Source organism: Amycolatopsis rhizosphaerae (assembly GCF_007713715.1).
GTDB classification, from domain to species: domain Bacteria; phylum Actinomycetota; class Actinomycetes; order Mycobacteriales; family Pseudonocardiaceae; genus Amycolatopsis_E; species Amycolatopsis_E rhizosphaerae.
In genome coordinates this window covers 21,538-28,351 of the sequence record NZ_VJWX01000035.1, presented here as the reverse complement: position 1 = coordinate 28,351, position 6,814 = coordinate 21,538, and the positions used below count along the sequence as shown (strand labels likewise).

Below are 6,814 nucleotides of genomic sequence, written 5' to 3'. Positions count from 1 at the left end.
TGGTGGTCGTGGGCGGCGGCGGGGTGGGCTCCGCCGCGGCCTGGCAGCTCGCCGCCGGGGGCACCGACGTGGTTCTGCTGGAACGGTTCGCGGCGGGCCACACGCGGGGCGCCTCGCACGGCGCGTCCCGCATCTTCCGGATCGGCTACTCCGAGCCGACCTACCTCCGGCTGGCGTTGCGCGCGCTTCCGTTGTGGCGGGAGCTGGAACAGGAGTCGGGGCGCTCACTGCTGGAGCTGACCGGCGGGGTCACGCACGGCGGAGGCGAGGACCTCGACCTGCAGGCGTGGGCGCTGGAAGCCGCGGGCAGGCCCGGCCGCTGGCTGTCGCACGAGGAGGCGGTCGAGCGCTGGCCGGGACTCCGCTACGACGGGCGTGTCTACTTCCACCCGCTCACCGGACGGCTCCACGCCGATCACACCGTGGCGGCGCTGCAGGACGTCGCGGCGCGGGCCGGGGCCACCGTCCGTCACGAGACGCCGGTGACCGCGATCGAGGTGAAGGGGGCCGACCGGGTCGACGTGCACACCGTGAACGGGACCTATCGCGCCCGCAGGGCCGTGGTGGCCGTGGGCGCCTGGTCGGCGAAACTGCTCGCCGGGATCGTGCCGTTGCCGCCGCTGCGCGTCACCCAGGAACAGCCCGCCTACTTCGCGCCCGTCCGCGAGGACCTGCCGTGGCCTGCGTTCATCCACTACCGCGATCCCGCCGGGCTCGAGCCCGGCCTTCCGGGGGCGGTCTACGGCCTCGCGACTCCCGGGGCCGGTATCAAGGCCGGTTTCCACGGCGCGGGCAAGGTGTGCGACCCCGACGAGCGGGACTTCCGGGCCGAGCCCGGACGGTTGCGGGCGCTGCGGCGGTACGTGCGGGAGTGGCTGCCGGGCGCCGACCCGGACCGGGTGGACCCGATCAGCTGCACCTACACCACGACGGCCACCGAGGACTTCCTGCTCGACCGGGTGGGCCCGGTCGTGGTCGGCGCGGGCTTCTCCGGGCACGGCTTCAAGTTCCTGCCCGTGCTGGGCCGCATCCTCGCCGACCTCGCGGTCGCCGGGACACGTCCCGGCGACCGCTTCGCCCTGCCTTCCTCCTGACGCCGTGGCGGGCGGCCGCGACGCCGAAGGGTGCTCGCCGGTTGTGCCTGCCGGGTGCGCTCGGCCCGGGCCCGTTGCGCGATCATCTGCGAGAGAGTCGAACCGGTCGTGCCGCGGTCCGAAACGTGGGCGCCGGGGCGCCGGAGGAGGGGACCATGGAACTTCGCCAGTTGCGGTACTTCGTGACCGTCGCGGAGGAGTTGCACTTCGGCCGGGCGGCCGAGCGCCTGCACATCGTGCAGGCGGCGGTGAGCCAGCAGATCCGGAAGCTGGAGCGGGAACTGGGCGCCGAACTGTTCGACCGGTCGCCGCGCACCGTGCGGCTCACCGCGGCGGGCAAGGTGTTCCTGCCGGAGGCACGAACGGTGCTCGCCGCCGCGAGCCGGGCGAAGGCGAAGGTCGCGGCGCTCGCCGGCCCGCGGCCCGCGGTACTGCGCCTGGGCACCAGCAACGGTCTGGGTGAGCGCCTCGACCTAGTCCTGGACGCGCTGGCCCGCACCCTGCCGGAGGTGAGCGTCGAACTGGTGGCCTCACCCACCCGGGAAAGGCTGGACCAGGTGCGCGCGCAACGGCTGGATGCCACCTTCGTGCGCGGGATCACCGAAAGCCCCGAACTGCGGCTGATCCCGCTGTGGCGGGACGCGGTCACCGTCGCGCTGCCCGCCGACCACCCGCTGGCCGGGGCCCCGTCCGTGGAGCTCGCCGAGTTGGCGGAACTTCCGTTGCGTTTGGTGGAACGCTCCCGCAATCCGCCCCTGCACGACCTGATGCTGGCCTCCTGCCGGGCCGCCGGTTTCGAACCCGTGCTCGGCCCGCCGTTCACCACGGTCCAGGACACCCTGGCCACGGTGGGCGCGGGAGGTGGCTGGACGGTGGTGTACGAGGCGCACGCGCGGAGGTTGCCCACGCCCCGGGTCGCCTTCCTCCGCCCCGGGACGCCGATCGCGATGACCACGCTGCTCGCGGTGTCCGAAACCGCCCCGCCGTGGTGCCTCGACGCGCTGCTGCGGGCCTGCGATCACGATTGGTGATCGCAGCGAGTCCGGATCGCTTCTTGGTGCGGGCGCGGTTTCCGGGTGGACTGGTGCCAACGGGAAACACCGACACAGCAAGGAGAAACCAATGCCGATCGTCACCGTGCAGCAGGGCCCGCGCACCGTCGAGCTCAAGCGCGAACTGGTCCAGCGGATCACCGACGCCTTCGTCGACGCCTACGGGATTCCGGCCGAGACCGTCCAGGTGTGGATCCACGAAGTGCCCACCGACAGCTGGGGCGCGGCCGGGAAGCTGACCGCCGACCGGTGAGGTCAGCGCCCGAGGAGCGCGCCGCCGTTGCTGTTGAGGAACTCCCCGGTGATGTAGCCGGCCTCCGGGGAGGCGAGGAAGGCGACGGCGGCGGCGATGTCCTCGGGCCGTCCTTCCCTGCCGACGAGGGTCTGACGGCGGCGGCGGTCGAGTTCGGCCTCCGACGGCGCGCCGCCGAAGAATTCGGTGCCCGCCACGTAGCCGGGGACCACCACGTTGGCCGTCACCCCGTCCGGGCCCAGTCGCGTGGCGAGCGTGTGGTTCCAGGCCAGAAGGGCGGCCTTCACCGCCCCGTAGGAGCCGTTGCCGCGCAGCGCGGCGAGCGAGCCGATGGTGACCACGCGCCCGCCGGGCCTGCTCAGCCGCGGCAGCAGGGCTTCGGTCAGCAACACGGCGGGGAGCACGTTGTGGTCGAAGTCCTGTCGCCACGCCTCGGCGACGGCCTTCAACCCGCCCTCCGGTGCGGGGGTGCCGCGCCGCCCCGCGTTGTTCACCAGGACGTCGACCCGCGGCGGGAACTGATCGAGCGTGCGCTCGACCTCCTCCGGCGCGGACAGGTCGACGGCCACGGGGTGGATGTCGCCGCCGAGCGACTCCGCGGTTTCGCGCAGCACTCCGGCCCGCCGCCCGAGGATCGTCACCCGGTCGCCCTGCGCGGCGAACCGCGCCGCGATCGCCCGCCCGATGCCCGTGCCGCCGCCGCTGACCACCACCGACCGCGCCGTACCCGTCATGGTTGTTACGGTAGCGGCGCCGGGAGTCCAAGATCGCGTGACTTCGGCGACCCTCCGGCGGGCAGCCGCGACCAGAAGGGCGATGACGTGGAGATCTGGATCAACCCGGCCTGCTCGAAGTGCCGATCGGCGTTGTCCCTTCTCGATGCCGAGGGGGCGCGGTACACCGTGCGGCGCTATCTGGAGGAGCCTCCGACGGCCGGGGAGCTCGAGGCCGTGCTCGGCCGCCTCGGCCTCGACCCCTGGGACATCACGCGCACCGGGGAAGCGGTGGCGGCCGAACTCGGGCTGGAGTCCTGGTCGCGGGAACCGGCCGACCGCGCCCGCTGGATCGAGGCGCTGGCCGCCCACCCGATCCTGATCCAGCGGCCCATCATCACCGCGGACGACGGCAGTGCCGTGGTCGGGCGCACTCCCGAGGCCGTGCGCTCCGTCCTGGACTGATCTCCGGCAGGGGCCGTGAAAAACTCGAAACTCGTGGGCTTTCCGGCTCAACCTTTCCGGCGCTCATCCGTCTGGACGGGGTATGGGGCATCCGAAGGGGGGCACTGAAGAGGACTTCGCCGAGTTCGTGATGGCGAGTTCCGGCAGGCTTACGCACGCCGCGTTCCTGTTGACCGGCGACCGGCACCAGGCGGAGGACGCCGCGCAGACGGCGCTGGCGCGGACCTATGCAGCCTGGCGGCGGATCCGGCACAAGGACGCCTATGGTTACGCACGGAAGGTGCTGGTCAACCACCTGATCGACCTCTGGCGGCGGCCGATCAAGGAGTCGCCGACCGACGAGGTGCCGGAGCGCCGCGTCGCCGGTGCGCCCGAGTCGGCCGTGGTGACGCGGCAGTGGCTCCAGGAACTGCTGGACGGGCTCACCGGGCGTGAGCGGGCGGTGATCGTGCTCCGGCACTACTTCGACCTGCCGGAGGCGGAGGTGGCGGCCGAACTGTCGGTTTCGGTGGGCACCGTGAAGAGCACGAACTCGCGTGCGCTGGCCAAGCTGCGGGTGGCGGCGAAAGACGATCTGCCGACAACGTGCGGGGGTGCGGCCTGATGCCGGACATCGACGAGTTGCGGGCGGCGCTGCGGCAGGAACCCGAACAGGGGTATCGGGTTCCCGATCTCGACGCCGTCGTCGCCCTGGGTAAGCGCATCCGCCGCAGGCGGCGGGTGGCGGCGGCCTCCGGAGCCGTCGCCGTGGCGGCCGCCGTGGTGGTCGTGCTGGGGCTGACCAGCCAGCTCAGGCCGGGCGTCCCTCCGGCGGGCGACGGCGGCCCGGCGATCAGCGTGGCACGGCCGCCCGCAGCGACGGCGACATCGGGTGAGACGCCGGTATCGCCGGAAAGTGTGGAGTCGACGGCGGGGGAGTCGCCTGCCCCCAAGGGGGACGTGGTGCCGACGGGGATCCACGACGAGGCGGGGGAGATCGTGCTGTACGCGGTCGGCCTCGACGAGGCGGCCCTCCCCGACGTCCACTTCGGACTCGCGGTGGGGCATCGCGGTCCTTCCGGCCGGCTGACCACGGACCGGGTGGCCAACGTGATCACCGGAACGGACCGCGCACCCGGCTTCCGGGTCTTCGACGGTGGCACTGACGAGACCGCGACCCGGACCTGGGTGCCCGCGTTCGGGTACTACGTGGGCCCGGCCGCCAGGATCACCACCACCGTGCGCGGGAAGACCGTGGAGGCCAGCCTGGCGAGCTGGAGCGAGGACCCGAACGTGGTCTTCTTCTGGTTCACCCGCGACGAGGTACCGGACGCCACACTGGCCACCCCGCCGCGCGCCTACGCCGCCGACGGATCGGCCCTGCCGAAGTGAGCGGACTCCTGGCCCGCATGAAGTTCCTTCGTCCGTGCGTTCTTCGAAGGGCAGGCCAGGATCGCAGGTGGTCCGCCGCCAGGGCAGGGTTTTCGTTGTCAACAAGCAGAATCCGCGGCTGAAGGCCCGCCGGCGCCGACCTCGCCCGGATTTGCCCGACACCGCCCGCCCGGCGCCGCGGGCGGTTACCATTTGCGGGTGCCCAGCCGATCCGGGCCGGGACAGGGGTTCGCCGCGCTTCGAGGGGTTGAGCATGAGTTATCCGAACCAGCCACCGCAGTGGCAGGGCCACAACCCTCCCCAGACTTCCGGACCCGGCGGTGTTCCGGGGCCCTACGGGCCTCCCGGTGCCCCGGGGCAGTATCCGCAGTACGGCCCCGGCCAGTCCGGTCCCGGGCCGTACGGCCCGGGCGGCGCCTACGGCCCGCCGGTCCCCGAGGCGCGGAACAACGTCCCCGCCGCGATCATCCTGATCCTCGGCGGGCTGCTCGGGGTGGTGCAGGCCTTCCTGCCCTGGGTCTCCATGCCCGCGGTGGGCAGCCTGACCGGGTTCGATCTGGTCAGCCTGGCCGGGGACGCGGGCGGGGGAGCGGTCGAGGCGACGATCTTCCAGGTCTGCCTGATCGCCGTGCTCGTCTGCGGTGGGCTGCTCCTGATCGCCGGGGCCTCGCTGGTCGTCCCGATGCGCAACCGCAAGGTGCTGGGTGCGCTGTCGCTGCTCGTCACGGTGATGATGACCGTCGCCGTGGTGCTGCTCCTGGTCAAGGCGGGCCTCGGTTTCAGCGGGCTTTCCGTCGGTTTCTACTGCTTCCTGGCCTCGGCCGTGATCTGCTGGCCGGGCTCGCTCATCGCGCTGTTCAAGCGCTGAGAACTGCGGGTCCAAAAAGGACGTCGCGGTACGGACGGGAAGAAGCGGGCTTCACCGCCCGTCCGCCAGTTCCCGCAGGAGCGGGGTGAGCGCCGGGGCATGGCGGCCGAAGAAGTCCGCGTCGACGGATTCCACCGCCGCGATGGCCCGGCGGGCCAGGTTCCTGCCCGCGGGGGTGGGACGCAGCCGCCGGGCCCTGGTGTCGGCCGGGTCGATCTCCCGCCGGAGCAGTTTCTTCTCCTCCAGTTTGCGGACGATCTGCGAGGTCATCTTGACGTCCGTGCCGGCATGGCGGGCCAGGCGCAATTGGTTGGGCACCTCGCCCTGCTCGCTCAGCCACCACGCGCTTGCCAGCAGGACGAACTGCGCGTGCGTGAGCCCGAGAGGCTGGAGCGCGGCGGTGACCGCGCGCTGCCAGGCGAGGGTGACGTGCCAGAGCAGGAAACCGGGGCTGGCCGCCGGTCCTTCCGGAAAGCGGGTCACGCCGCCGCCCGTGCGAGCAGGGCGGCCATGGCTTCGGGGAAGTCTTCGGTGATCGCCGGGCCGACGGAGGCGGCGATTTCGCCGGGGCCGGTGATCTCGAGGCGGTGGATCACTTTCGTGCCACCGTCTTCCCGCGGCCGGAGGGTGTGGCTGAACCGCAGCGTCAGTCCCTCGAACTCGGTTTCGTCGGCGTAGACACGGTTCTCGGTGACCTCCGCGATGACGGAAGTGATCGGGTCCTGCCCCTTCGGCTTCATCACGACCTCGCCGCCGGGGGCGAAGGCGCCGCGCAGCCGGACCCATTCCATCGACGTGTCCCAGCTCGCCCAGTCGTCCAGGTCCGCCAGCACCTTCCAAACCGCTTCCGGGGCGGCGTCCGTCTCGCCGGTGTGCTCATGGGTCCACATGAAGGCCTCCTGATCGTCGTCGCACAGATAATCTACGCGCAGACTATATTCCGGAGATCATCCCACTGTCGAGAGGCAAGCGGGTTCTCCGTGCGTCCCTGGGTCCGA

Annotated in this window: 10 protein-coding genes and 1 pseudogene; 8 read left to right on the top strand and 3 right to left on the bottom strand. The window is 72.0% G+C overall.

Translation table 11 applies throughout. The features are described 5' to 3' along the window. The 3 genes from FNH05_RS06240 to dmpI all read left to right on the top strand — a co-directional run. Positions 1-1,094, top strand: a 1,094-nt coding sequence (locus tag FNH05_RS06240) for an FAD-dependent oxidoreductase (protein WP_144586315.1), incomplete at its 5' end; no start/stop codon positions are given. Positions 1,095-1,249: 155 nt separating this feature from the next. Beyond that, positions 1,250-2,125, top strand: a complete 876-nt coding sequence (locus FNH05_RS06235) for a LysR family transcriptional regulator (RefSeq protein WP_144586314.1) — start codon at positions 1,250-1,252, stop codon at positions 2,123-2,125. Positions 2,126-2,216: 91 nt separating this feature from the next. Beyond that, positions 2,217-2,399, top strand: a complete 183-nt coding sequence (gene dmpI / locus FNH05_RS06230; protein ID WP_144586313.1) for a 4-oxalocrotonate tautomerase DmpI — start codon at positions 2,217-2,219, stop codon at positions 2,397-2,399. Positions 2,400-2,401: 2 nt separating this feature from the next. On the opposite strand, the gene FNH05_RS06225 is transcribed toward dmpI, so the two are convergent. Further along, positions 2,402-3,133 carry an SDR family NAD(P)-dependent oxidoreductase gene (locus FNH05_RS06225; RefSeq protein ID WP_144586312.1) on the bottom strand — a complete coding sequence of 244 codons (732 nt, stop codon included), beginning with the start codon at positions 3,131-3,133 and terminating at the stop codon, positions 2,402-2,404. Positions 3,134-3,220: 87 nt separating this feature from the next. Between FNH05_RS06225 and FNH05_RS06220 the strand changes: the two genes are divergently transcribed. From FNH05_RS06220 to FNH05_RS06205, 5 genes and pseudogenes are all read left to right on the top strand, one after another. After that, positions 3,221-3,577, top strand: a complete 357-nt coding sequence (locus FNH05_RS06220; RefSeq protein WP_144586311.1) for an arsenate reductase family protein — start codon at positions 3,221-3,223, stop codon at positions 3,575-3,577. Positions 3,578-3,659: 82 nt separating this feature from the next. Beyond that, positions 3,660-4,181 (top strand): SigE family RNA polymerase sigma factor, encoded by a 522-nt coding sequence (locus FNH05_RS06215; RefSeq protein ID WP_144586310.1) that lies wholly within the window; start codon positions 3,660-3,662, stop codon positions 4,179-4,181. Further along, on the top strand, positions 4,181-4,948 hold the full coding sequence (locus FNH05_RS06210; protein ID WP_144586309.1) for a hypothetical protein: 768 nt from the start codon (positions 4,181-4,183) through the stop codon (positions 4,946-4,948). Before FNH05_RS06215 ends, FNH05_RS06210 begins: the two co-directional genes overlap by 1 nt. 34 nt (positions 4,949-4,982) lie before the next feature. Beyond that, positions 4,983-5,081 (top strand): annotated as a pseudogene (locus tag FNH05_RS39120) (50S ribosomal protein L36); the annotation flags it as partial. Between the two features lie 120 nt (positions 5,082-5,201). Further along, positions 5,202-5,816 carry a hypothetical protein gene (locus FNH05_RS06205; protein WP_246127560.1) on the top strand — a complete coding sequence of 205 codons (615 nt, stop codon included), beginning with the start codon at positions 5,202-5,204 and terminating at the stop codon, positions 5,814-5,816. A 51-nt stretch (positions 5,817-5,867) separates the two neighbouring features. Here FNH05_RS06205 and FNH05_RS06200 read toward each other — a convergent pair whose 3' ends face one another. Together FNH05_RS06200 and FNH05_RS06195 are read right to left on the bottom strand one after the other, a co-directional pair. Continuing rightward, positions 5,868-6,299, bottom strand: a complete 432-nt coding sequence (locus FNH05_RS06200; protein ID WP_144586307.1) for a MarR family winged helix-turn-helix transcriptional regulator — start codon at positions 6,297-6,299, stop codon at positions 5,868-5,870. Further along, positions 6,296-6,706 (bottom strand): SRPBCC family protein, encoded by a 411-nt coding sequence (locus tag FNH05_RS06195; protein WP_144586306.1) that lies wholly within the window; start codon positions 6,704-6,706, stop codon positions 6,296-6,298. Before FNH05_RS06195 ends, FNH05_RS06200 begins: the two co-directional genes overlap by 4 nt. Positions 6,707-6,814: the final 108 nt, after the last annotated feature.